Origin of the sequence: Paenibacillus doosanensis, from assembly GCF_025060755.1 — a bacterium.
GTDB classification, from domain to species: domain Bacteria; phylum Bacillota; class Bacilli; order Paenibacillales; family NBRC-103111; genus Paenibacillus_S; species Paenibacillus_S doosanensis.
On the sequence record NZ_JANYUY010000002.1, the window covers coordinates 60986 to 83598 of the forward strand.

The 22613-nt window shown below is 54.1% G+C and carries 21 protein-coding genes and 1 pseudogene; 7 read left to right on the top strand and 15 right to left on the bottom strand.

Annotated elements, in window-relative coordinates:
• The first annotated feature begins 309 nt into the window (after positions 1 to 309).
• On the top strand, positions 310 to 1113 hold the full coding sequence (locus N0M98_RS02840) for a copper amine oxidase N-terminal domain-containing protein (RefSeq protein ID WP_259616894.1): 804 nt from the start codon (positions 310 to 312) through the stop codon (positions 1111 to 1113).
• A 243-nt stretch (positions 1114 to 1356) separates the two neighbouring features.
• Here the strand turns inward: N0M98_RS02840 and N0M98_RS02845 are convergent, their stop codons facing one another.
• The 10 genes from N0M98_RS02845 to N0M98_RS02890 all read right to left on the bottom strand — a co-directional run bounded on the left by N0M98_RS02845 (position 1357) and on the right by N0M98_RS02890 (position 11140).
• Positions 1357 to 2037, bottom strand: coding sequence for a GNAT family N-acetyltransferase (locus N0M98_RS02845; protein ID WP_259616895.1), 681 nt, complete (start codon positions 2035 to 2037; stop codon positions 1357 to 1359).
• A gap of 132 nt (positions 2038 to 2169) precedes the next feature.
• Positions 2170 to 3885 (bottom strand): adenine deaminase, encoded by a 1716-nt coding sequence (locus tag N0M98_RS02850; RefSeq protein ID WP_259616896.1) that lies wholly within the window; start codon positions 3883 to 3885, stop codon positions 2170 to 2172.
• 23 nt (positions 3886 to 3908) lie between these two features.
• Entirely contained in the window at positions 3909 to 4967 is a 1059-nt protein-coding gene (locus N0M98_RS02855) for an ABC transporter ATP-binding protein (protein WP_259616897.1), read from the bottom strand.
• 14 nt (positions 4968 to 4981) lie between these two features.
• Positions 4982 to 5770 carry an ABC transporter permease gene (locus N0M98_RS02860; RefSeq protein ID WP_259616898.1) on the bottom strand — a complete coding sequence of 263 codons (789 nt, stop codon included), beginning with the start codon at positions 5768 to 5770 and terminating at the stop codon, positions 4982 to 4984.
• A 6-nt stretch (positions 5771 to 5776) separates the two neighbouring features.
• Positions 5777 to 6598: an ABC transporter permease gene (locus N0M98_RS02865; protein ID WP_259616899.1), complete on the bottom strand. Its 822-nt coding sequence runs from the start codon at positions 6596 to 6598 to the stop codon at positions 5777 to 5779.
• Positions 6599 to 6625: 27 nt separating this feature from the next.
• Positions 6626 to 7558 carry a nucleoside hydrolase gene (locus N0M98_RS02870; RefSeq protein ID WP_259616997.1) on the bottom strand — a complete coding sequence of 311 codons (933 nt, stop codon included), beginning with the start codon at positions 7556 to 7558 and terminating at the stop codon, positions 6626 to 6628.
• Positions 7559 to 7660: 102 nt separating this feature from the next.
• Complete coding sequence (locus N0M98_RS02875; RefSeq protein WP_259616900.1) at positions 7661 to 8749, bottom strand: ABC transporter substrate-binding protein; 1089 nt, start codon at positions 8747 to 8749, stop codon at positions 7661 to 7663.
• Positions 8750 to 9147: 398 nt separating this feature from the next.
• Positions 9148 to 9501 (bottom strand): DUF2294 domain-containing protein, encoded by a 354-nt coding sequence (locus N0M98_RS02880; protein ID WP_249866070.1) that lies wholly within the window; start codon positions 9499 to 9501, stop codon positions 9148 to 9150.
• A gap of 189 nt (positions 9502 to 9690) precedes the next feature.
• Positions 9691 to 10263 carry a DJ-1/PfpI family protein gene (locus N0M98_RS02885; protein ID WP_249866071.1) on the bottom strand — a complete coding sequence of 191 codons (573 nt, stop codon included), beginning with the start codon at positions 10261 to 10263 and terminating at the stop codon, positions 9691 to 9693.
• A 115-nt stretch (positions 10264 to 10378) separates the two neighbouring features.
• Positions 10379 to 11140: a class I SAM-dependent methyltransferase gene (locus tag N0M98_RS02890; protein WP_259616901.1), complete on the bottom strand. Its 762-nt coding sequence runs from the start codon at positions 11138 to 11140 to the stop codon at positions 10379 to 10381.
• A 280-nt stretch (positions 11141 to 11420) separates the two neighbouring features.
• Here N0M98_RS02890 and N0M98_RS02895 point away from each other — a divergent pair, with 280 nt between their 5' ends.
• Complete coding sequence (locus tag N0M98_RS02895) at positions 11421 to 12074, top strand: DUF2306 domain-containing protein (protein WP_249866073.1); 654 nt, start codon at positions 11421 to 11423, stop codon at positions 12072 to 12074.
• Between the two features lie 21 nt (positions 12075 to 12095).
• Here the strand turns inward: N0M98_RS02895 and N0M98_RS02900 are convergent, their stop codons facing one another.
• A complete protein-coding gene (locus N0M98_RS02900; protein WP_249866074.1) occupies positions 12096 to 12686 on the bottom strand; it encodes a YdeI/OmpD-associated family protein in 591 nt (196 codons plus the stop codon).
• 327 nt (positions 12687 to 13013) lie between these two features.
• Here N0M98_RS02900 and N0M98_RS02905 point away from each other — a divergent pair, with 327 nt between their 5' ends.
• The 3 genes from N0M98_RS02905 to N0M98_RS02915 all read left to right on the top strand — a co-directional run bounded on the left by N0M98_RS02905 (position 13014) and on the right by N0M98_RS02915 (position 16526).
• Complete coding sequence (locus N0M98_RS02905) at positions 13014 to 14009, top strand: glycerophosphodiester phosphodiesterase family protein (protein WP_259616902.1); 996 nt, start codon at positions 13014 to 13016, stop codon at positions 14007 to 14009.
• A gap of 161 nt (positions 14010 to 14170) precedes the next feature.
• Positions 14171 to 15118 carry a DMT family transporter gene (locus N0M98_RS02910; protein WP_249866076.1) on the top strand — a complete coding sequence of 316 codons (948 nt, stop codon included), beginning with the start codon at positions 14171 to 14173 and terminating at the stop codon, positions 15116 to 15118.
• Between the two features lie 172 nt (positions 15119 to 15290).
• A complete protein-coding gene (locus N0M98_RS02915) occupies positions 15291 to 16526 on the top strand; it encodes an acyltransferase (protein ID WP_259616903.1) in 1236 nt (411 codons plus the stop codon).
• Between the two features lie 184 nt (positions 16527 to 16710).
• Here the strand turns inward: N0M98_RS02915 and N0M98_RS02920 are convergent, their stop codons facing one another.
• Positions 16711 to 17289 (bottom strand): LOG family protein, encoded by a 579-nt coding sequence (locus N0M98_RS02920; protein WP_259616998.1) that lies wholly within the window; start codon positions 17287 to 17289, stop codon positions 16711 to 16713.
• Between the two features lie 236 nt (positions 17290 to 17525).
• Here N0M98_RS02920 and N0M98_RS02925 point away from each other — a divergent pair.
• Together N0M98_RS02925 and N0M98_RS02930 are read left to right on the top strand one after the other, a co-directional pair.
• Positions 17526 to 18049 (top strand): annotated as a pseudogene (locus N0M98_RS02925) (NAD(P)H-dependent oxidoreductase).
• Positions 18050 to 18185: 136 nt separating this feature from the next.
• Positions 18186 to 19157: an SPL family radical SAM protein gene (locus N0M98_RS02930; protein WP_259616904.1), complete on the top strand. Its 972-nt coding sequence runs from the start codon at positions 18186 to 18188 to the stop codon at positions 19155 to 19157.
• A 105-nt stretch (positions 19158 to 19262) separates the two neighbouring features.
• Here N0M98_RS02930 and N0M98_RS02935 read toward each other — a convergent pair whose 3' ends face one another.
• The 3 genes from N0M98_RS02935 to N0M98_RS02945 all read right to left on the bottom strand — a co-directional run bounded on the left by N0M98_RS02935 (position 19263) and on the right by N0M98_RS02945 (position 22483).
• On the bottom strand, positions 19263 to 19772 hold the full coding sequence (locus N0M98_RS02935) for a DinB family protein (RefSeq protein ID WP_259616905.1): 510 nt from the start codon (positions 19770 to 19772) through the stop codon (positions 19263 to 19265).
• A 78-nt stretch (positions 19773 to 19850) separates the two neighbouring features.
• Positions 19851 to 20801: a helix-turn-helix transcriptional regulator gene (locus N0M98_RS02940; RefSeq protein WP_259616906.1), complete on the bottom strand. Its 951-nt coding sequence runs from the start codon at positions 20799 to 20801 to the stop codon at positions 19851 to 19853.
• 326 nt (positions 20802 to 21127) lie between these two features.
• Positions 21128 to 22483 (bottom strand): dicarboxylate/amino acid:cation symporter, encoded by a 1356-nt coding sequence (locus tag N0M98_RS02945; RefSeq protein WP_249866082.1) that lies wholly within the window; start codon positions 22481 to 22483, stop codon positions 21128 to 21130.
• Between the last annotated feature and the right edge of the window lie 130 nt (positions 22484 to 22613).

The window sequence follows — 22613 nt, forward strand, 5'->3', positions numbered from 1 at the left end:
AAAAGCCCGAAGGGAAACAACTGCAAGCAACCTTTTATCTGTCCGAACGTACTAAACTTATAGGGATGTGCGATTTTGGACGCTTTTGGCAAGAGGAATTCCGGCTCTTTTGTTGAACAAGTATTAGATGAGCGTGCGTATGCCTGCCGGTACGGAGGCCGCGCGGCATGGTTTCTTGGCCTGCCGAAGACGCTCGTTACAGCAGGGCCGGCGCCTATTTTCCTAACAATTCGCCGCAAAGCGATCCCGCCGCCCGAAACCATATAGAAGCTTTTACCTCACACCCTAGAGTCAGGAGGAATGTTCCGCATGCCGTGGTTAAGAAAAATTCGCTTGCCGCAGCTCGCCTTATTCGTTTCCATGCTTCTCCCGTTCGATCTTCCGGTGCATGCCAGCGCTCAGGATGCCGTGCAAATATATCTGTTTCAGGAAAAAGTGCAGTGGGAGCAACAGCCGTATATCGAGCAGGGCAATACGATGGTGCCTATGCGCAGTCTCTTCGAGAAGCTGGGCTTTACCGTAGAATGGGACCCGGGCACTCAGACCGCGACGGCGGTCAAAGGAGATTTGACGCTTTCTTTAACCGTCAGCAAAGCAACGGCAGCGGTCAACCAGACCCAATATAATCTGGAGGTTGCGCCGCAGATCAAGGACGGAAGCACCTTCATTCCCCTTCGCTTTGTCAGCGAAGCATCCGGATCAGTCGTAAGCTGGGACGAAGCGGCCCGAACCGTGCATATCGATACGCCGGCCGACGACCCGCAGCAAAAGATTCATAATCTGATCGATAATATTACCCAGAGCAGCAGCTTCACGCAGATGGTTCTGGCTATTACGGATGGCGACGGCATCAAGAAAAATGAAGTGAATATAACCGATGTCGCGCTCGGCAGCGACGGTCTTACAGCCAAAGCCAAGTTCCAGGTCGGCTTTACCGTCTCCAAAGCGGTGAAGAAAGGCAACGGGGTGACGATTTCCCCATCGGAAACCGCCTTGTACGAATTTACCTGCGACGTCTACAAGGACAAGGCCGGCCAATGGCTGCTCAGCTCGCCTCCCGCTTCCATGAAATATGAGCTGGTTGAGAAAAAACCGTTTATGGACGCATCCTAACAGTCAATCGCTATGCACAAAAGTTACTCCGCCGGACAGACTCCTAACCGAATACAAACCGGCAGCAAGCCCCTTGCGGTTAAGCAGGGGGCTTGTTTTATTTGCAGAAAACTTTTCCTTTGGCTGCGCCTCTTGTTTTACAACAAAACCGTTACAACATCGGTAATAACAGCCTATAAGCAGGAGATAATATAGTTAAAGGGGCGCTCCTTTCGGAGCCGCCCCTCTTAGTTCGATCTTATTTTACAGCGGCAGCAGCCGCACTTGATCGCGCTGCTTTAATTGCGCCACCATATCGTACCAAGCCTGCGGCTTGTTCGGCAGCACGGCGTAATACCGCTCCAGGAAAGCGCTGATCAGCGAGGCGGGAATCGCCCCCAGGCTGTCCGCATCGTCTCCGAACGGCATGAAGCCGAGGTCCAGCTCCTGCACCGCGGCGCCGTCGTTATGCCACGACGGATGGACGTAGCCGAGATCGAGCTTGCGGTAGCCGATATGGGCCAGCACCTCGCGGCGGACGAACGGGTCCATCGGCTTGACGCCGCCGAAGCTGTGATCCTGCGCCAAGTAGGGGTTGTAAATCTCGGCGAACATACCAAGCAGCTTACCGCCGGCGGCGCCTACCAGCGACAGAAGGTCGCTTGTCCGCTGCTTGACCAGGAACGGCCCGATGCCGAGCCCTTCGCGTCCGATAATCGTAAAATCGGTCATAGCGACCTGCATATCTTCGTAGTAGCGGTACTCGGTGGCGCCTACTACCTGCCCTTCATGAACGGCTACGAACACGCGAATGCCCGGGTCCTGCAGCGGCTCGGCCCACAGCTCGTACTCCAGCACTTCCTCCGGCGGGAAGACGGTTTGCATCAGCTCATGCATTTGTTTAAAATACGGATCGGCAATATTCGTAATGCGATGGTAATCCATGTTCTCCCACTCTCCTATCCTTAACATAAAGCTAGTATAGCAAGGGTTCGGCTCCAATCCAAATCGGAACCTGCCGCATGTAAAAAAGGCCTTCCGTACCCATGCATCCGGCGGAAGGCCCTTCTAATATTCCTATTCCTTGTCCATCAACAACGGCACCACTTGACCGCGATTCACGTCGATCAAGCCGAAGTCGGTAATCTTCAGCGCAGGGCTGACCGGCAAAGAATGGGTGCTGATCGACATGATCGGATTGTAATGATGATATCCGAGCGCTTCCATCGCCTCGCGCAGCCGCTGCACTTCGGCGGCGGTCCGCTCCAGCGGTTCCTCCGTCAGGATGCCGCCTACCGGAAGCCGCAGGCTCGCCAGCACCCGGCCGTCTTCCACGACGCAGAAGCCGCCCTGGCCGGCGATCACCTCATTGGCCGCCAGCATCATATCGGCGGCGCTATGGCCGACAACCAGCAGATTGTGGTTGTCGTGGGAATACGTCGTGGCGATCGCGCCGCGTCGGATCGTATCGCCGCCGATCAGGCCGTACGCGCGGCTGCCGGTTTTGCCGTAGCGCTCGAACGTCGCTATCAGGCCGTACGGGCTCTCCTGCCAGCGGACTTCCCCGCCGCGAACTTCCACCTCGCCGTGCACTTCCTCGGTGAAGGTCGAGCCGTTCTTCACCGTCATCACGCGGCCGAGATATTGCCCGTCCTGCTTCTCCGTACGGATCGCAAAATCCTGCTCGGTCAATAACGGAAGCTGGACGCTATGGTAGAAATAGGAAGGAAATGCGTAGCGGCGCTCCGCACATTTGTAATCCTCCCGCGCATCATACACTTTGCTTCCCCGCTTGTACACTTGTCCGATGGTCAATTTTTCCAGGTCGTTAAGCAGCGAGAAGTCGGCAATCTTGCCGGGGGCAATCGCGCCGCGGTCCAGCAGCTTCATCCGCCGCGCAGGCGTGAACGTCGCCGCATAGATCGCTTTCTCCGGCGTCATCCCCATGCCGATCGCCTTGCGCACAATATGGTTCAAATGCCCGCGGCGCTGGAGGGAATCCGGCATCACATCGTCGGTGACGAAGCAAAAATGCTCGGACACCTCATGCTCGATCAAGTAGCCCATCACTTCGTCCGTCATCGATTTCTCCTGGATTTCGATGAACATGCCTGCGGCAATCCGCTCCTTCATCCCTTCGATCGATTGATGCGTGTGATCCGAATCAATGCCGGCGTATATGATTCGCTGCAGGTCCAGATCGAGCAGCTTCGGCACATGGCCCTCGATAATCAGGCTCGGGTAGTTGGCGCGAATATGCTGCAGAATCCGGTTCGTCTTGCAGTCCGGATCGTTGATCACATCGACGTAGTTCATAATCTCGCCGAGACAAGCGATCGTCTCCGACTGCAGCAGCGCGTCCATATGCTCAATCTCGATCGATCCCCCCGACGTCTCCATCGAAGTCGCAGGCACCGAGCTCGGGATCGCATAGAACATATCGGCGACGCAATGCTCGCTGGCCCGGATCATCTCGGTCACGCCGGGCAGCCCGAAGACGTTGGCCATTTCATGAGGCTCCGGAACGATCGTCGTAACGCCGTTGCGGATCAGCCCGTAGGAGAACGTTTCCGGCGTCACCATCGTGCTCTCGATGTGCAGATGGATGTCGACGAGGCCCGGAATCATCCAGCGCCCCTCCGCGTCGACCACCTTGTCCGCCTCGAAGCCGTCCTCTCCCCTCGGACCGATATACAGAAATCTTCCGTCCAGCACAGCAGCGTTGCCCTGCGTGAACGTTTTGAAATAACTGTTATAAATCATTGCATTCTTGATGAATAAATCGACTCGCATGCCCGTACCTCCCACGTACCGCACTACTCCACCAAAACCAATTTTTCACCGGGGAACTGCAATCTGACCTCCCGGCCGTTCAAATAAGGCAATTCCATCTCTTTATTGACCGTAAAATCGCCGAGCGCCGTTTCTACGACATATTGGTAGCTTCTGCCGAGGAAGGTGCTTACCTTCACGCGGCCCGGCAAACTGTTGCCGCCGGCCGGCAGCTCCTCCGGCGTCCCCATCACTACGTCGTCGGGACGGATGGCGCCTTTCTTGCTTCCGTTCGCATTCGCCGGATTTTTGACCACGCGAAATACGATGTCCCCGGTCTTCAGCTCGATGTCATCGCCCGCCTCGCGGCGATCATCGAAATGGATGAAGTTGTTAAAGCCGATAAAGCGGGCCACGAACTCCGTCTTCGGATATTTAAAAATCGTGGACGGACTGTCGAGCTGCTCGATAATCCCTTTATTCATAATCGCCACTTGATCGGAGATGGAGAAGCATTCCTCCTGATCATGGGATACGTACACCGTCGTAATGCCGAGCTCCTGCTGGATACGGCGGATTTCCACCCGCATGTTCACCCGCAAATTCGCATCCAGATTGCTCAGCGGCTCGTCGAAGAGCAGCAGATCCGGCTCGATCACGAGCGCCCTGGCGATGGCGACGCGCTGCTTTTGCCCGCCGGACAACGCTTTGGGAAACCGCTTCTCGAAGCCGGCCAAGCTGACGACATCCAAAATGTGATGCACCCGCTTGCTGATCTCGGCTTCGTTGACTTTTCTCAGGCGCAATCCGAACGCCACGTTGTCATACACGGACAAATGAGGGAACAGCGCATAGCTCTGAAATACAAAGCCGAAATTGCGCTTGTTGACCGGCACCCGCGTATAATCTTTGCCGTTCAGCATAAACTTGCCGTCCCGCGCCTCCAGAAACCCGGCGATCAGCCGCAGCGTCGTCGTCTTGCCGCAGCCGCTCGGTCCGAGCAGCGAGATGAGCTTGCCCTTTTCAATGTTCAGGTTAAAGTCTTTCAGTATATAGTTTTGCTCGTAAGCAACCGATACGTTTTCCAGGGATAGCAATGCCATGGACGAATCCTCCGTTATCGTTTTGTAAAGTAGGACAATCCCATAATTTTTTCAATAATGAACATCAGCACCGCGGTAAAAATCATCAGCAGCACCGAGATCGCGGCGATCGTCGCGTCGAAATGATTCTCCACATACGTCAGCATCTGGATCGGCAGCGTGCTGATCCCGGGTCCGGTCATAAAGACGGAAATGTCCACGTTGTTGAACGACTCCAGGAAGGCGATAAGCACCGCCGCGATAATCCCGGACTTGATGTTCGGCAGCACGACCTTGAAGAACGTCTGCAGATGGCCCGCTCCCAAGCTCAGCGCCGCTTCCTCGATGGAGAAGTCGAAATTCGACAAGCTGGAGGCGATAACGCGGATGATGAACGGCAGCATAATGACCGTATGGCCGAACAGCAGCGACAAATAGATCGGCAGATGATACGTAATGATCAAATATTTGAGCATCGTAAAGCCGAGCACGATCCCCGGGATCAGCACCGGCGAAATGAATACGGCGTTCAGCGCGTCCTTGCCTTTGAATTGAAACCGGCTCAGCGCATACGCGGCGGGCACCCCGAGAATCAAGGCGAACACATTGCCCAGCAGCGAGACGACGATGGACGTCTGGAACGTTTCCATAAACATTTTGACTTTAAAAATATTGGCGTACCATTTCAGCGAAAAGCCTTGCGGCGGAAATTTGAGAACCGTCCCCGGATCGAACGAGGCGGCGGCGATAATGATGAGAGGCCCCAGCAAAAAGATATAGACCAGAAGCGTAAACAGGCTTAAGCCTCGATTTTTTTCCTGCATACGGTTCTACTCCTTCGGGTTGAATTTGTTGGCCAGTTTGTTCATAATACCGATAATAATGAAGGTAATGGCAATCATAATCGTCGCTATGACCGACGCCAAATACCAGTCGTTGAGCGTAATCGCATTTTGATACAGGAAGGTCGAAATAACCCTCTGCTTGCCACCTAGCAGCGCGGGCGTCGTATAGGCGGTCAAGCTGCCGACGAACACGAGAATGCTGCCGATGATCAGCCCCGGAATACTGAGCGGCACGATCACCTTGCGGAAGGCGGTAAACCGCGGCGCCCCGAGGCTTTCCGCCGCTTTGATCAAATCGGGATCGATATTTTCCATCACGCCGACCAGCGTAATGATGATGAGCGGCAGAAACAGATGAATCAGACCGATCATCATCGCCGCAGGCGTGTACAAAATATCGAGCGGCTCCTTAATGAGCCCGATCGCCACCAGCGTATTGTTGAGCAGACCCTTCTTCCCGAGAATGATCATCCAGCTGAACGAGCGCACGACCGAGCTCGTCAGCAGCGGGAAGATGGCCAGCGCCAGCAGCACGCCCTTCTTCTTCATGCTTTGCTTGGAAATATAGTAGGCTACGGGAAATCCGAGCACGATACAGAGCAGTGTCGTTACGATGCTGACTTCCAGCGTCGTCCCCAATATTTTCAGAAAGTACGGATCTTTGAAAAAGTGAAGATATCCTTCGAACGTAAAGCGGCCTTCCTGAAAAAAGGTGGAGCCTATCGTCAGCACGATCGGGATCAGCATAAATACGCACAAAAACAGAAATCCCGGCAGCAATAATAGATAGTAATAGGTTTTCTTCATCCAGCTATAGCTCCTGTTCTCGTATGGCTAAGTTTGCAGCGTGCGTACGAACAGATCGAGAAACGCATCCGTATCGACATCTGTGCAAACGCGAATATTCGGCTGCTTCGACAAACGGTTCTGGAAATCGCAGACGGTTTGGCCGTCGCACAGCTCGCTGCGTGTTTCCACATCGACATAGTAATGCTTCGTCGTCACGATATCGCTCCGAATCGCTACGCCGACGGCCAGCAGATCGTGAAGCACACAGGCATAGACGCCGTTGCGCTCGTAATACCGCTGCATATAATCGGCCGTGCTCTCTCTGACGTAGCGCCCGATCGGCGTGTCTCCGAGCGTATCCATCCGCTCCTTCGTCAGCAGCGCCTTGCGGGTCACATCAAGGCCGACCAGCGTCAGCGACGGGAATCCGGCGTGGAACACGATCTTGGCCGCTTCGGGATCGACGTAGATGTTGTACTCGGCTGTCGGCGTCACATTGCCGTAGCTGCCGACGACGCCTCCCATCACGATGACTTCCTTGACGAGCTGCGTCAGCTCCGGCGCTGTGCGCAGCGCCAAGGCCAAGTTCGTCAGCGGCGCGGTCATAATCAGCGTCACTTCGCCCGGATAGCGCTTCGCCTGCTCGATGATCACATCGGCGGCGAACCCGTCCGAAGCCGCCTTATGCAGCGGCATATCGGCCAGCGCTCCGCCGATGCCGTCCTTGCCGTGCACGCGATGCTCGAAGTACGACTCCCGCATCAGCGGGCGGTCCGCCCCTTGATAGACGGGGATCGCCTCCTCCGCCTCAAGCAGCTGCAGCAGCTTGCAGGTGTTATCCGTCGCCTGCCGCATCGATACGTTGCCGTTCACGGTCGTTATGGCGAGCACCTCGAACGCGCCGCTGCGTACGGCGAGCAAAATGCCCAGCGCATCATCCACCCCCGTATCCACATCTAGGATGACTTTCTTCCCCATCATGGCAAGCCTCCTGCCCGATATGCTTTTCTTGAGAAAAAGGAGGGTACATGCCATTGGTCATGTCATATACCCTTCGTGTTCAGCCGAAATACGGCCGGATTATTGAGTTACTTCTTTATTGAAACGGTCGATCCATTTTTTCAAATTGGCATTGACGAATTTCATGTCCAGCTTGCGCAGCTTGGCCACGACGTCGGCGCCGTAAGTAATGCCCTGCGCTTCTTCGGCCGTCAGCTGCAGCGTCTTGTTGACCGGAGAATCGATATGAGCCTTGGCGGATTTCTCCTGGGCTTCCTTGCTCAAATGCCAGTTGATGAAGTCTTCGGCCAACTGCTTGTTCTTGCTGCCCTTAACGACGTTGATCGTGTTCATGATCGCATAGCCGCCCTCGGACGGCGTAATGAATTTCACGGTCGGCACGGCCGCTTTCAAGTCTTTCACATACATTTCCATGATCGGGCCGCCGGCAATTTCGCCTTGAGCCAGCATGTTCACATACTCGGAGGTTTGGCCGTAATATTTCACGACCGATTTGTTCAGATCCTTCAGCTTCGCGAACGCCTGGTCTTCATTGAACGAGCTGCTTCCCGCAACGACCGATGCGGCATCCACCATCATCGGGCCGCTGGTCGAAGTAATGTTCGGCATCGTCAGCTTCTTGGCGAACTCCGGACTCCACAAATCCGCCCAAGACTTGATTTCCTTACCGCCAAGCGCTTTCGGGTCATAGGCGATGCCGAGCTGGCCGACCGTATAGGCAGGGCCGTAGTCTTCGCCGAGCGGCGCCTTCGCCACATCATAAATATCGTTCAGGTTCGGGATACGGCTGCGGTCGATCTTCTCGAACAAGCCCGCTTCGATCCCCTGCTGTGCATAATAGTCGGATAAATAAATCAGGTCGACATTGGAGCTGCCCTGCTTCACTTTGTTCAGACGCTCGGCGTTGTTGCCGATTTCCAGCACGATTTTAACATTATGCTCTTTCTCGAACGGTTCATAAATTTCTTTGCGGAAAAAGTCCTCCGAGAAGCCCCAAGTGGAGATAACGAGCTGTGTCGGCTCGCCTTTGCCCGCCGCTTTGTTCGTGTCCGCCGCCGCTCCTCCTTGCTCCTTCGGCGCGCCGCAGCCGGTAAGAGCCAGTCCCAATACGGAAAGCGAAAGAATACCTTGAACCCATCTGTTTTTCATCGTCTTTGTCCTCCAATATCTTTTCTTTGTCGTTGCCCAGAACCGGGCGGGCGAAACGCCGGACGGGTCCGTCTCCTGTCAAGTCATTGCCTGGCCTGCATGCCGGCCGCTTCGCAAGCGGATTACTGCCTGAAACGGCTTCGATGCAGGTCTTTAGGTTTTTTCTCTAGTATTTTACAACCCCGGCAATCTATGCATTCTCCGGTTCCGCCGTCGCACTCCCGCCCGATTCCCCCTTTTCCTTCTTGCTTATAAACCTATAAAAAAAAGAAAGCGCCCTTGGTAGAATAAAAAGCTTCTAACAAGAGCGCTTTCCATTGTAAACAATGTCCAGCGGCATCCGTTTCGTCGTTGGTTCGGTTCCCTCTTAAGATAAATCAAAAGAGAAACAGCCGATGTTATTCGGTTGTGCTTTCGCGCAAAATGACATTAGTAATGGCCCACTGCGTCGGCGGATCGTAGTCTCGCAGGACGGCTTCAATCGCAAGCCCCATCTCTTGTTCGAGTTTCTCCCGGATTCGCTTCTTATAGATCGACGACATGTAAAAATCAACCTCGTACTTCAGCGTAGGCGCTTCGCCCTCCAAAGCGGTAGACCGCGGCGAGCGGCGGTGCCTGGCCTGGTACGTGATGATATTATGATCGATCGAAGCCTTCAGCAGCGTGGTACCGAATCCGAACAATTCCTTGGATACCTCGTTGTAGATGTGACACAGCTGCTTTTTGATTTCGTTAGAATCAGTTAGGGGCATATGTTCACCTTCTAGAACCGTCGTCGGATTCATATAATTTCATCATACTGAAAAACGGGCTATTTTTCAAGGGATCGTTCGGATTTCTTTCTGCAAAAAGTCATTGAAACCTAATTTTTAACAAAAATCAGGGAATTTTCCGAATGAAAACAAGTCATTCTCATGAAGACATCCTATGATTTGCGCCAATTACCGGTTCATAATATCCCGATACAGCTTGTCTCTCTCCCCCTGCTGCCCTTCGTAAATGTTCAAATAATCAAACAGCGCAAACGAAAAATCGACAAAGGCCCGTCCTTGGGCCGTTATAATATGTCCGCTCCGAACGACGCGCCGGTTCACATAGCTGCGCCTCGGAAAAGGGTCCTGTACGCCCAGAGCTTGAATCCGCTCCGGCGAGCAGGAGGTCGTAAAGTCCGTGCCGTCCAGCACGCCCGCCCGGCCCAAATATTGCGGTCCGTTGCAAATGGCGGCCAGCAGCGTCCGCTCCTCGTCCAGCTTGCGGATCAGAGCGGTCAGCTCCTCCCTCTGCTCCCGGATCGGGCCGCCGGGGATGATCAGCGCTTCGATATCGTCAAGCCGCAGCGCATCCTGCACGGTCCGATCGGGCATATAGAACAGCCCCGACTCGCTGACGACAGGCTGAAGCTCGTATCCGGCCGTCATAACCGTTCTGCGGCCTACGTTCTTAATCTTATGCAGCGCCAGCGTAATTTCGAAATCGGCGAATTCCTCGGAAATAAAGCATACTATCGTTCCCATGACGACACCCCCGTCTATTGTCTCCAACCCGGCCGGACGATACCGGCAAAGCGGCGGTTCCATCCAACCTTCATCCCAAGAAAGCTGTTGTCGATGGTGACAACAGCTTTGTTAATTATTGCTTTCGTACGGCTTCAAAAGTAATGATTTGGCCTGCATTCGACGGCTGACTCTTGTAAATATAATCGGCAGAGCATGTAATATCCGAGAAACCGATGCTCTCTAAAACAAGCCTGAATTCCTCAATTCCATACCAGCGCAATGCAAATCGTTGCAGCTCGGTTTGAATCAGTTTTCCCTGGCGCCATTTCTCATATTTTATATAAGATACAGTACATTGCTGGAGCCAATCCATTTCAATCGATTTGCTTTCCAGCGTAATCCCCTCCCCATTAGGCAGAGGATACGCGGAAGTAGCGATCTTTCCGGTTTTCCAGTCATGAGGCAATAGCAGATCGACAATAAGCCGCCCGCCCGGGGCCAGATGCCGATAAAAGCATTGCAATGCGCCCAGAGACTCCTCCCGCTTTTCAATCAAGCCAAAGGAACCCGTAGGAATAATAATCGCCTCATACTGGAAGGGCAATGAAAAATCCTGCAATTGACCTTCATATAAACGAGGACTTAGTCCTCTTTCTTCGCAACGTTTACGACAAGACTCCAGCATTTCAGGAGAATAATCAATTCCATCGACGATATATCCGGCCTCAAGAAGCGGAATCAAAAACCGTCCTGAGCCGACCGCCGCTTCCAGAATACGTCCCTGACAAGTTTGCAGTCTTTCTTGGTAATATTCAATATCGCCGTTTAAAGAAAACCCTACAGGCTTCGTCAAATCGTAGAGCTCGGTACAAAGCGCACTGTAATAACTAAACATAGATCATTTTCCTCCGTTTTTTATTGCACGGAAGGCTTTAATAAAAGAACTTTCTAAAGTTATCTCTTCCGTACCTCGAATTGAATAGATGAGTGTAAGGATCTGACTGTCATGGGAAATCACTCGCTTTCCATACAATTTAATCACATTATACAGTAATTTCTCATACTTGATAAACGGCCCAGCTCGAATATTTTTTTCATTTGATAAAAAAACGAAGGGATCGATTCATGCGGATCGTCTTGTATAGCAACCAAAAAATTTAGAGGAGATGAAGCAAGTGAATACAAAAGCTTGGGTTCGTATCGCAGTATCTTTATTAGCGCTGTTATTAATCGCTTATGTCGTTATGCAGTACGGCTTGTCCGACCCGAAGAAAGCGGGACTGATCGTCCAAAAGCTTCGCGAGCCAAATTTTCATTACTTCCCCTGGATCGTGTTGCTTTACGGACATATTGTAACGGCCTGTCTCGCCGTCATTCTCGGCCCGCTCCAGCTGTTTATCCGAGTGCAGGGAACCTGGGTCCGCTACCACCGCATGCTGGGGTATCTGTATGTGGCGGCGATCACGTTCAGCGGTTTGATCAGCATCTACTTGTCGCTGTTTGCGACGGGGGGCTGGAAAGCGGGTCTCGGCTTTTTCACTCTGGACGTCCTGTGGGTAACGACGACCTGGATCGGCGTGAAGCGCGCCGTAAACCGGCAGATAACGGCTCACAAGCAGTGGATGATCCGCAGCTATGCGCTCACGCTCGCCGCGGTCAGCTTCCGCGTATGGCTTATGGTCTTTTCCATGCTGACCGGATGGTTCGTCCAATCTTACCAGCTTTCCGCATGGGCTTGCTGGATCGGCAATTTGATCGTCGCCGAGCTGATTATCCTCTATGCCTGGAAGAAGACCCGGACAGCCGTCAGAGCCGGCCGTACGTACTAGGTTCCCTGGCGGCGGTCGCGCCTACGGAGCCGGCTTCGGCTTGCGCGTGAACGGATCGACCGTAAGCCCTTGCTCCGATGCCGCGATCAGCGCGTTTAGCCGCTTCATCCGGGTTTCTTCCTTCTTGGCGCTGACGATCCAATGGATCGATGTTTTCCGGTACGACGCGGACCGGCTTTGGAAAAACTCCCATGCTTTGGCGTTAGCACGGAATATCGCTTCATAGTCGCCTCCAAGCTCGGCAGGGATTTTCTGCTCATGAGAGTAGATTCCGGTCTTGTCCTCTCTGCGCTTTTCGAACGCGTGCAAGCCCGCCGGGCGCATCCGCCCGAGCTCGGTCAGCTCGGCGACCCGCTTTACATTCACTGTGCTCCATATGCTGCTCGGCTTGCGCGGGGTGAAACGGATCATATAGCTTTCGCTATCGATTCCTTTGCGCACCCCGTCGATCCAGCCGTAGCACAACGCTTCGTCCACCGATTCGGGCCAGGTCATGCTGGGCCGGCCTGTGCCTTTCTTATAGTAGCCGACCAGCAAGGCGTCGGCCTGCTCATGATGCTCTTCCAGCCAGGCGCGGAATTGCGCAGGGTCGGCAAAAAACAACGGCTCCATCACAGTCGCCCTCCTTGATTCTCCGGTCCGGCCGCTTTTGCGCCGATTTTCCGGTTCCTTGTTATACGCCATTTTCTGTAGGAAACCCGGGCCGGGCTGAACATGACCTGGACCGGTCGGTGTGGACCTTGGGCTGAACGGGACCGCCCCGCCCGGGCTGCAGCCAGCGCCCGATAATAATCGTGCGCCGCTTCCCTCATACGTATTCCATCATCCGAACGTCATGGCGCTTCCATTGAAGACCGGCCCCCGAATTCGCTACGATAGATACCGTGAAGCACGCCGTGTAACCTGACGGCCCCTAAAGCAAACCGGGAGGAATATGCAATGCACCCCTTTACCAAACGGCTCAAGCGGAAGCGGATATGGATCGCGCTCGCTCTGCTCGCCTTCATCTATTTTAATAACTGCTCTTGGCTGAGCGATCCGCCGCAAGGCAGCCCGTTTCTTCTCGCCCACCGCGGCATGTCCCAGACGTTCCCCATGGAGGGGATTATGAACGACACCTGTACCGCGGAGCGCATCTACGAACCCGAGCATCCTTATTTGGAAAATACGATCGCCTCCATGGACGCCGCCTTCAAGGAAGGAGCCGCTGTTGTCGAATTCGACGTGCAGCCGACGCTCGACGGCCGATTTGTCGTATTTCACGATTGGACGCTCGATTGCCGGACGAACGGCTCCGGCGTGACGAGAGAGCATACGGTATCGGAGATGCAGGCGCTCGATATCGGCTATGGATATACCGCGGACGGAGGGAAGACGCACCCGTTTCGGGGCAAAGGGATCGGCATGATGCCGACGCTCGACGAAGTGCTGAGCACGTTCCCGGATCACGAATTCCTTATTCATATGAAAAGCGACGATCCCGCCGAAGGACTGCTGCTCGCTCAATATTTGCGAAAGCTTCCGTCTTCCAGACTGCAGCAGCTTACCGTATACGGCGGCGACAATCCGGTCGCGTCGGCTAAAGCGTCCATTCCCGAGCTGCGCGTCATGTCCAAATCGACGATGATCCGCTTTGTTCTGACCTATGCCGCCATCGGCTGGACCGGTTACGTTCCCGACTCGCTCCGGCACAGCCAGGTCCATATTCCGGAGAAGATAGCACCGTGGCTGTGGGGCTGGCCCAACCGCTTTATGACACGGATGACCGACGCCGATGTCCGCGTCATTATGGTCGGCGGCGACGGCACCGAATTTTCCAGCGGCTTCGATACGCCCGAAGATGTTCGGCAACGAATTCCGGCAGCCTATACCGGGGGCATATGGACCAACCGGATCGATCGGATCGCTCCTTTATTCCCGAAGGAAGCACCCTGAAACCAACGCGGAAGGATGCGTCCCGCCCCTGCTGCTACCGGCTGCACCCGTCCTTGCATACAGAAATGAGATCGTTATATTTCGGTGATTTCCCCGCGGGCCAATCTGTGCTTTAATGGAGGAAGAACACATCATTAAAGACCGGATAGGAGCAAGCTTCTGTGGGAACTGCAAACCGATGGATTTATGTTGTATTGGCCTTTGTCGTCGCATCGTGGGGACTGAATATCGTCATGGTGAAATATTTGACCGAAACCGCGCCTCCGTTCCTCGTAGCCGCCGTTAGAATGCCGCTCGCCGGACTGGCGCTGCTGCCGTTCGTGCTGCGCAAATACGGCTGGTACCGACCGAGCCGCAAGCAGTGGGGGCTGCTCTGCCTGATCGGACTGACGTCGATCTTCTTTCACCAGCTGTTTCTCGCTTCGGGCGTCGTGACGACGACGGCGACGAACGCTTCGCTCATTCTCGGCCTGAATCCGCTGACGACCGCTTTGCTCGCCGCCGTATTCGTAGGCGAGAAGATGAACGCGCGGCTCGCGCTAGGTATCGCGGCAGGCTTCTCCGGCGTCGTCATCGTCGTGCTGAGCGGCTCGGCGGATGCGTCCGTCGAAGTATCCGGATGGGGCGACTTGATCATGGTGCTGTCCATGCTCGGCTACGTGGCAGGCGGCCTGCTGATCAAGACGATTGCCTCTACGGGAATGCCGACCTTGGTTACGACGGCCTACTCCACGCTGATCGGCGGCATTCTGCTCAATATCGGCGCTTTCGCGCAGCTCGGCCCCGGCGCTTACGGCTTGGTTCATTTCGACGGCACGGGCTGGCTCGTCATGCTCGCCTCCGCCTGGATCGCTTCCTCGCTTGGCACGCTCGGCTGGAATCACGGCATCAAGCTGCTCGGGGCGAATAAAACGGCAATGTTCATCAACGGCATGCCGTTTGCCAGCATGGTCGGCGCCGTGCTTTTTCTGGGCGAGCATATCCGCTGGATTCACGTCCTCGCCTTCGTGCTGACGACGCTGGGCATCGTGATCGGCACCTACCAGCCGCGCGGCTTCGCGCCCCGGAAGCCGCCCGCTGCGGCAGGCTCCGGAAAGTTGAACGGATAGCGCCGCCCCGCTTCGGGATACTCCCCGGCATTTCGGGGCTCCCCGCAAAGTACCTGAATCAGCTTCGAAGCCAAGACCCCACTTTGCGGGGTTATTTTACAATAAATTGGAAGTTTATTTTCAGCTAATCTTAAGCTTAGGGTAATAATAATTTCATATCGCCCTCCTATACTTGGTTCTTGTACACAAGATCAAGGAGGGGATCGTCCATGGGGTAGCGAAGCCGGCCTCGGCCAAAGATCAGTTGAACATCATTTATATCGTTCGAGCATTAGCCATACTTGGCGTCATCTTCGTTCACGTCACATCGATTCCGGTCGGGGAAATTGTCGACAAAAGCTCTTCGATGTTTTTCTATTTTAACTTTTTGAACGTATTCAATAAATTCGGTACGCCGACCTTTATTTTTCTTAGCGCGCTTGTACTGTTTTACAGTTATTTCGATCGTCCGCTGAACGGAAAATTAATCGCGCGGTTTTATCAGCGCCGATTTTTATATATTTTAACGCCTTATCTGATTTTTTCGGCTTTTTATTATGTGATCCAAATTTATTACTCGTTCGGAGAAACATGGGGGCAGTTCGCTCAGCATGCGTCGTTCGCCGATTTTTTCACGATGGTGCTATACGGCAAAACCTTCTATCATCTGTACTTTGTCTTCATCAGCGCGCAGCTGTACGTATTATTCCCGCTGCTGCTGTGGTTTTTGCAGCGCTATCCGCGGGTGACGAAGCATCTGATCTGGATCGGACTGGCACTGCAATGGGCCTTTGTCCTCTACAATCATTTCAGCCTGCATTACGCGGATAAAGGCCAGCTTGCCATCAGCTATATTTCGTATTATTTGATGGGCGCTTTCTGCGGCATCTATTATCCGGCCGTCAAGGATTGGATGATCGTGACTTGGAGTAAGCTGTTTTCGGCTAAAGCGCTGCTCTGGATTCCGCTTTGGGCGTTATGGATCTTCTCCAGCTTCGGCGACGTTAACTTGTGGTATCAGACCCGCGTCAACGACTTCAGTGCGAGTGCGCTGCTGTACGAATGCTACTGGTTTTTCCATACGTTCACATCGCCGTTGATCCTGCTGCAAATCTCCTATTTGTTGTATCGCAATCTGAACGCCAAAGTCGTCAATACGATCATTCATCTCGGAGTCGCTTCATTCGGTGTGTACATTATCCATGCGGCCGTGCTGTTCTATTATTTCCGGCTTCCGGTCAGTTACACGCTGGCTACGTATTACCTGTACATCGCATCGGGATATGCCGTCACCCTGCTCATCTCTTGGACTATTGTCGGCCTGGCGCAAAAATACGTCAAAAGCTCTTGGATGCTTTTCGGCTCCAAGCCGAAAGTGCTGCCTTACGTGCAATCGCGTCCGGTCGCAGCCAGGCATACGACCGCTTAATGCCGCAAGAAGCTGCGCGAAAGCGATCCTGTCCGCAGTTGCTTGCGACGCGTTCCTTATTGCAAGCATTCTCCTATAAAAATGCCGAAGGACCCTCTAGCTCGCAAACTGCGGAGATGGGGTCCTTTTGACGTTGACTGGCGCCCGGCTGCGTCCGTTTGACCTCCCAATTCGTCGGATGAGTCTATTTAAGCTCTACCCATTTCTTCCCCTGCTCAACCGGAACATAACGAAGCAGACGTTCGACGAGAAGGGCGGGATCGGACTCGACGACGAGCAGCCCGAGATTTTCCTCGCGCATGAAGCCTTCCTTCACCGTATGCTCCAGCATCGCGATAAGCGGATTGTAGAACCCGCGTACGTTCAGCAGCCCGATGGGCTTCTTGTGAATCCCGATTTGCGACCAGCACGCCGCTTCGAACAGCTCTTCATAGGTTCCGAGTCCGCCTGGCATGCTGATAAATGCATCGGACAGATCGGCCATCAGCTGCTTTCTCTCATGCATCGTCTTCACTTCATGGAATTCGGACAAACCGGTATGGGCGATTTCGCCGCGGAACAGCCCCGTCGGCATAACCCCGATCACCTGTCTCCCCATCGACAGCACCTTATCCGCGACGCGTCCCATCAAGCCTACGCTCGCCCCTCCGTACACCAAGTCGATGCCATGGACGGCAAGCGCTTCTCCGAGGCGAAGCGCCGCGTCCTCATAATCGGAATGATTGCCCGGATTGGAGCCGGAAAAGACGCAAATGCGCCGGATATCGTTCATCATGGACTGAAACCTCCTGCGTTAGACCAAATATTCCCTTAGTATACGGGAAAACGGCCGTTCCGGCTAGACCGGGACCGAAGCGAAGCAAACCGGGCGAGGCGGCTCCGGTAATCGCTTCGAAGCCCACCTACGCCAGCCGAGTAACGCCGACAACGGCTGGTTACACTAATCCGGTGCGCAGCCAAAACGCTTGCCATCCCATTTTCCAAGGAGATCATGCTGATATGAACGTTCTTGTCATAGCGGTTCACCCCCATATGGAGCAATCCCGCATCAATAAACGATGGCTTGAAGAACTGAAGCAGCACCGCGCGGTGACGATCACGATTTGTACGCCGCTTATCCCGATGAACGCATTGATGTCGGCCAAGAACAGGCACGGCTGGAAGCTTGCGACCGCATCGTGCTCCAATTCCCGTTTTTTTGGTACAGTTCTCCCCCTTTGCTAAAAAAATGGTTGGACGACGTGCTGACCTACGGCTGGGCTTACGGCTCTTCCGGGGATAAGCTGCACGGCAAACAGTTCGCTCTGGCTGTATCCACCGGAAGTCCTGAGGAAGCCTATCAGGCGGGAGGCCGCAACCAATTCTCGATGAGCGAGCTGCTCAAACCGTTTCAGGCGACAAGTAACCTGATAGGAACGGTCTTCATTCCCTCGTTCGTTCTGCACGGTATTCATGCGTTATCCGAGGAAGAGCTAAGTTTGAACGCCAAACGCTATGCGGATTATGTCCTCCAGCCGATGTAGAGAACCCCTGGCTGCGTGCGGCCAGGTTCAGCCAAAACTGATTTTTCCAGCTTTATTCCTCTTGCCATATGAAAGCCGCTTTGTTACGATGTAATAAGAACATATGTTCTTATTACATTCGAAGGCAGTGAATGCTATGGATCGTCCCCGACGGATACAATACGAACCGCTGCAAGCCAAAACCATTCTCAATTCGGTCAAAGCGCCCTCCATGCCCTTTGATTGGTCGATCAACCCTTATCGCGGCTGCCAGCACGGCTGCAGCTTCTGCTATGCCCGCTCTACGCATTCCTTTCTCGGCGTGGAAGCGGACGATACGTTTCAGCGGCATATCTTCATCAAAGAAGGCGCTGCGGACATTTTGCGCGAGCAGCTGCGCAAACGGCTGCGCGGCAAGCATCCCTCGGAGCTCGGCCAAGTAGCCATCGGCACGGCGACCGATCCGTACCAACAGATCGAAGCCAAGTCCAAGGTGACGCGAGGATGTTTGGAGGTGCTGGCCGAATACCAGGTGCCGGTAACCATTACGACGCGTTCTCCGCTTATTTTACGGGACATGGACTTGCTCCTGCAGCTTCCGCTCGCCTCCGTAAACATCAGCCTCAGCACGCTGGACCCGCTTGTGTGGCGGCAGTTCGAGCCATCCACTCCGGCACCCGCCCAGCGGCTGAGAACCGTGCGCAAGCTGGCCGAAGCCGGCATTCCCGTCGGCATTTTTGCCGCTCCGATACTCCCTTATTTGACCGATAGCGAGACGGATCTCCGCTCTCTTCTTGCAGCCTCTGCAGAGGCCGGCGCCGGGTTCGTCATGCCGTCTTACTTGCGTCTCAGCACGCCGGAGGTGAAGGTTTGGTTCTTTCAGACGCTGCGGCAGCATTATCCGCAGCTTGCGGCGCCGTATGCCCGGCTGTATCAGGCTTCGTCATCGCTTCCCCCCGAATATAAGACGCCGAAGATGCAGATGATTAACCGGCTGCTTGAACTGTATCCGCAATTAAGACATACCGTACGGTCTCCTTACAACCCGCAAGCTGTCCCCGTTCATGAACGGACGGCCGCAAAGGACGATGGCCGGGAGCAGGAGCCCGTTCAATTAACCTTATTCTGAAAAAGACAAAAGAGCTGACCCGAGAAGCGTTCTGCTCTAGGATCAGCTCTTCCGGCTGTCTGCGCTTGCCGTAACGATAAGGAAGACGACCGCAGCCTTCCGCCCTTAAAGGAGCGGCTGCATCCCTTGCTCGATCCAGTCCTCGCGGGTAGGTCCGTAAATATCCGGCGTACGAAGTCCGGCCTGTCTCATCAGCACAGTCATCTGTCCGCGGTGATGCACCTCATGCTGGATCAGCACATGCAGCGTCAGCCCGTTAGCCCATGCTTCGCCGCCGTACATCTCGCTGGTCCGAAGCAGGTCGGCGTCGGTCCACTGGGATTGGACCGCCTCAAGCAGTTTCTTGCTCATACTGCCGTACGTTTCGGCGATCGCTTGAGCCGAGTCCGGAGCCGGAGTATGCTCATCTCCGGGAAGCGGCGGAAGCTGGAGTCCCGTGCGGGCGAGCATCTCATACCCCGATGTCGCCACATGCCATGCCAGCTGGCCCAGAGTGCGCAGCTCGGGACCGACGGATTGACGCAGCGACGCATCGGTCAACGCGTTCATTACGCGTTGGGTGGCCGCGGTCTCATTGCTCCAGCCGGCCGCAAAGGATTGAACGGATGTAAACATAACTTAACAACCTCCTCGATTCATTAGCGGTTACATTTCATACATCCAATATACAGCAGCAATACTGACAGCATTATGTCAAGGTTTTCTCGCGGGCGTGTACATTTCCACGATTTTTTGCGCAATCTCCCGAATGGATTGGGCCACGCTATCCGGCTCGATAATTTTCACATCCGTTCCGCTGCTCAGCAGCATGTTGTACAGCCACGGCTCGTCCGGCTGCTCCGTCGTTACCAGCAGCGTGCCGTCCGGCTGCGTAACGATGTCCGCATCCCTGTAATAATCCTGCACTCTCGGCTTCATACGCGGTTGAAACTGCAGCACCAGACGGATCTTGGCGGTATCCGGAGACCGGTTCCACCCGTAACCCAGCTGCTCCAGCGTCTTCGGACGGCGGACGAACGTTTCGCTTAGCACATGCAGTTCTTCGATTCGCGATAGCCTGAACACCCGATAATCCTCTCTTAAAAGGCAATAGCCGTATAAGTACCACACGTATCCTTTCAACACGACGCTCATCGGCTCGCAACGCCGCTCGGAAGATTCCCCCTGCGAATCCGTATAAGAAAACCGGATCAATTTCGTACTCCGCGCGGCCTCGCGAAGGATACCGAGCTTCTCCTTGTCGGCCTTGCCCCCGTGCCAAGGATTCATATCGATAATCATTTGCTGGCTCATCTGAGCCAAGGCGCCTTGTTCCGTACGCGACAGCAGTGCGCCCACCTTATCCAGCAAGCCCCCGATCTCCTGCTCATCGAGCGACGAACGGACGCCCTTCAGTCCGATGACAATCGATTGCAGCTCCTCCAAGGATAAAAACTGCCTGTCCAGCCGGTATTGATCCATAATTTCGTAACCTCCGGACGCTCCGGCATAAGATACGATCGGGATGCCCGCCTGGTTTAGCGTCTCCAAATCCCGATAAACCGTTCTAAGCGATACCTCGAAGCGTTCAGCTAGCTCTTGGGCTCCTACCCGTTTGCGGTTAAGCAGCAGCATCGTAATAGCCAGCAGTCGGTCGAGCTTCAACTTTCATCCCTCCAGCAACTATTTGGTTAGCTACCTACTTCGATTCCGTCCCCTTTATTTCCTGTTTTACCCATGTAAATGGATGAGTCCTGGAAGAACAAATCCCCCAAAAGCGACGTGATGCTCTGAAGCTTATTGCGTCCGCATCCAGCCTAAGCTGGATCGGCGTCTAACCCTTCCTCTGGGATCGTTCTATGGGTAGACTTTCCTTTCGGGGGAGCCCCCCGATATCCACAGGATATGGCTGCGCATCATTTCCTAAACAATAAGAAAAAGACAACCTCATGAAAGGCTGCCTTTTCCATATTCGTTGCGGCGGAAACCGTTTATACCGGGTTCAGCTCCATTTGATCTTCTTCATCGCGATTGAACGATTCGCGGTCGAACTCGCCTTCCGAGTTCGCTACCAGCAAAGTGCATACTGTTGTGCCCGTAGCGTTAACGGCCGTACGGCCCATATCCACTACCGCGTCGATTGCAAGCACAAGACCCAAACCTTCCACAGGCAAGCCCAGCGCGGTCAATACCACTGTCGTGGAAATTGCTGCAGGTCCGGGAACGCCGGCAACGCCGATAGAAGAAATCATGCTGACCAGAACGATCAGAATATATTCGGAAATGCCCAGCGGCACATTATAGACACGCGCTACGAAAATGGCGACCACTGCCGGCCACACGCCGCCGCAGCCGTTCATGTTCATCGTCGCGCCAAGCGGAGCCACAAAGCTTGCGATCTTAGGAGATACGCGCAACCGCTTCGTGATGACTTCCAGATTTACCGGCAGCGTAACGTAACTGCTGCGGGTCGTAAAGGCTACGGCGATCGTCGGATACGCCTTGCGGAAAAACTTGAACGGATTGACCTTGGCTACAAAAGTAACCAGACCGCCGAAAGTAAGAATGAAGTGCAGCAGCAGCGCCGTATACGTAGCGAGAATCACTTTGATCAGCGGGGCCAATGTCTCAAGACCGTACTTGGCGGCCATCGCGCCGATCAGGGCATAGACGCCGAACGGAGTCAGACGAATGATATATTTGGTCACTTGATGCATAATTTGCGCAAACGATTCAATGAAATGTTTGACAGGCTGAACGGCTTCCGGCTTTTTCGAGCCGACATGCACCATAGCGATAGCGACGAAAATGGAAAAGATCAGTACCGGTACGACTTTGCCGCCGGCCATATCGCTGATCGGATTACTCGGAACCAAATCGAGAATAACTTGCGAGAACGTCGGAATGTCCCGCGGCTTGAACGTTTTGGGAATTTCCTGTGCGATGCCGGAGCCCGGATCGAAGGCCAGAGCGACCAGCAACCCGATCAAGGCGGCGATCCCCGTCGTGATCAAGAATAAAGAAATCGTCTTGATGCCGATTTTACGCAGATGACCCAGATTGGAAATCGAGGTAATACTGTTGATAACCAGCACGACGACCAGCGGTATAACGAGCATTTTCACCAGGTTAACATAAATGGAACCGATTGTGCTGACGCTTGTGGCGTCGAATTTAAACTTGTTGAAGAAAATACCGGCGATCAGCCCGAGCCCAAGCGCAATAAGCACGCGGCTGCCGAAGCCGACCCGTTTTCTACCCAAGAAGTAAAGCACCCCAATAATAACCAAAGAAATAACCAAGCTTACCCAGTTAGATTGGAATGCATGAATCAAGTTGTTGTTCAAGCTACTCATCCCCTCTATACCCCACCATTTTAGTAGGGATTATGCACTACGAGAATCATACTTCCAACCATTGAAGCTGTCAAGAATATTTTTTCGCTAAACTATTTACCAAAAAAGGGAATCTGGGTCT

Excerpts from the sequence above, each read along its gene's own strand:
- N0M98_RS02905 (WP_259616902.1), top strand. The coding sequence starts at position 13,014 with ATGCACCCCTTTACCAAACGGCTCAAGCGGAAGCGGATATGGATCGCG.
- N0M98_RS02865 (WP_259616899.1), bottom strand. The coding sequence starts at position 6,598 with ATGAAGAAAACCTATTACTATCTATTATTGCTGCCGGGATTTCTGTTT.
- N0M98_RS02935 (WP_259616905.1), bottom strand. The coding sequence starts at position 19,772 with ATGTTTACATCCGTTCAATCCTTTGCGGCCGGCTGGAGCAATGAGACC.
- N0M98_RS02900 (WP_249866074.1), bottom strand. The coding sequence starts at position 12,686 with ATGGAGCCGTTGTTTTTTGCCGACCCTGCGCAATTCCGCGCCTGGCTG.
- N0M98_RS02885 (WP_249866071.1), bottom strand. The coding sequence starts at position 10,263 with ATGGGAACGATAGTATGCTTTATTTCCGAGGAATTCGCCGATTTCGAA.
- N0M98_RS02850 (WP_259616896.1), bottom strand. The coding sequence starts at position 3,885 with ATGCGAGTCGATTTATTCATCAAGAATGCAATGATTTATAACAGTTAT.
- N0M98_RS02870 (WP_259616997.1), bottom strand. The coding sequence starts at position 7,558 with ATGGGGAAGAAAGTCATCCTAGATGTGGATACGGGGGTGGATGATGCG.
- N0M98_RS02845 (WP_259616895.1), bottom strand. The coding sequence starts at position 2,037 with ATGGATTACCATCGCATTACGAATATTGCCGATCCGTATTTTAAACAA.
- N0M98_RS02875 (WP_259616900.1), bottom strand. The coding sequence starts at position 8,749 with ATGAAAAACAGATGGGTTCAAGGTATTCTTTCGCTTTCCGTATTGGGA.
- N0M98_RS02930 (WP_259616904.1), top strand. The coding sequence starts at position 18,186 with ATGGATCGTCCCCGACGGATACAATACGAACCGCTGCAAGCCAAAACC.
- N0M98_RS02860 (WP_259616898.1), bottom strand. The coding sequence starts at position 5,770 with ATGCAGGAAAAAAATCGAGGCTTAAGCCTGTTTACGCTTCTGGTCTAT.
- N0M98_RS02890 (WP_259616901.1), bottom strand. The coding sequence starts at position 11,140 with ATGTTTAGTTATTACAGTGCGCTTTGTACCGAGCTCTACGATTTGACG.
- N0M98_RS02855 (WP_259616897.1), bottom strand. The coding sequence starts at position 4,967 with ATGGCATTGCTATCCCTGGAAAACGTATCGGTTGCTTACGAGCAAAAC.
- N0M98_RS02880 (WP_249866070.1), bottom strand. The coding sequence starts at position 9,501 with ATGCCCCTAACTGATTCTAACGAAATCAAAAAGCAGCTGTGTCACATC.
- N0M98_RS02840 (WP_259616894.1), top strand. The coding sequence starts at position 310 with ATGCCGTGGTTAAGAAAAATTCGCTTGCCGCAGCTCGCCTTATTCGTT.